Annotated in this window: 1 protein-coding gene; it reads left to right on the forward strand. The window is 36.5% G+C overall.

What is annotated here, in order from left to right; genetic code table 11:
* The first annotated feature begins 183 nt into the window (after positions 1-183).
* Complete coding sequence (xerA, locus tag Q1X33_RS16565; RefSeq protein WP_127722868.1) at positions 184-1,164, forward strand: site-specific tyrosine recombinase/integron integrase; 981 nt, start codon at positions 184-186, stop codon at positions 1,162-1,164.
* The last annotated feature ends 47 nt before the right edge of the window (positions 1,165-1,211 follow it).

Genomic DNA, 1,211 nt, shown 5'->3' on the forward strand with positions numbered 1-1,211 from the left:
TACGGTTTGCGTCCTTTGTTCGACAGAGCGATAAATCAAAATTTGAACTCGAACAAACTCTATCAGAGTTAAATGCCACCTATAAACGGATTATAGAAGAAAACTTAGGATAATTATGGGGCATGAAGTTTCCTCCGGCTCGTGAGACAACCTCACGGAGGAACAAACAAAGGAGGAAATTTCATGCTTAATCAAATTATTAATGAAGTGCAACAAGATCTTGCAACAATTTTGGATGATGCCCAAATGGCTATGTTATCTAAAGTACTAAAAAAACGTCTAACAGAAGTGGTTGGTGATAAACAATTAGAAAAAGAGGATAAACAGAATAATCTTCTTCCGTTATTTATTTCAGCCAAACGTGTGGAAGGGTGTTCAAGCAAAACTTTACGTTATTATGAATCAACGATTCGAAATTTACTGGAGGATATTAACAAATCGGAATGTCATATAACAACGGAAGATTTACGGGATTACCTTGATTCATATCAGCAACGAGGTAATGTTAGTAAAGTTACGTTGGATAATGTAAGGAGAATTTTTTCTACCTTCTTTGCTTGGCTAGAGGATGAGGATTACATTGTAAAGAGTCCGGTTAGAAGGATTCGAAAAGTTAAGACTGGTAAAACAGTGAAAGAAACGTATTCGGATGAGTCAATGGAGCTGATGCGTGATCACTGTGACAATATGCGTGATCTTTCTATGATTGACCTTCTAGCTTCAACAGGCATTCGTGTAGGAGAATTAGTCAAGCTTAATATCAGGGATGTGGACTTTGAAAATAGAGAGTGTGTTGTGATAGGAAAAGGTAATAGGCAACGAAAAGTATACTTTGATGCTAGAACTAAAATACATCTTCAGAGATATCTATCAGAGCGTGAAGATAATAATGAAGCACTATTTGTATCATTATTAAAACCTTATGATCGATTGCAGATTAGCGGAGTTGAGATTCGTTTAAGAAAAATAGGACGAGAACTAAACTTTTCTAAGGTGCACCCACATAAGTTTCGCAGAACGCTGGCAACACTGGCAATAGACAAAGGAATGCCGATTGAGCAGGTTCAACAGCTTCTTGGCCATCAAAGTATAGATACTACTCTTCAGTATGCAATGGTGAATCAGGAAAATGTTAAAAACTCCTTTAAAAAGTTCATTGGTTAATTTCAAATCTCAATTTATGGAGCAGTTCGAAGGGTATGAGAAGACAA

The sequence above is a fragment of the Enterococcus sp. B2E4 genome (assembly GCF_030499455.1).
GTDB classification, from domain to species: Bacteria; Bacillota; Bacilli; order Lactobacillales; family Enterococcaceae; genus Enterococcus_D; species Enterococcus_D casseliflavus.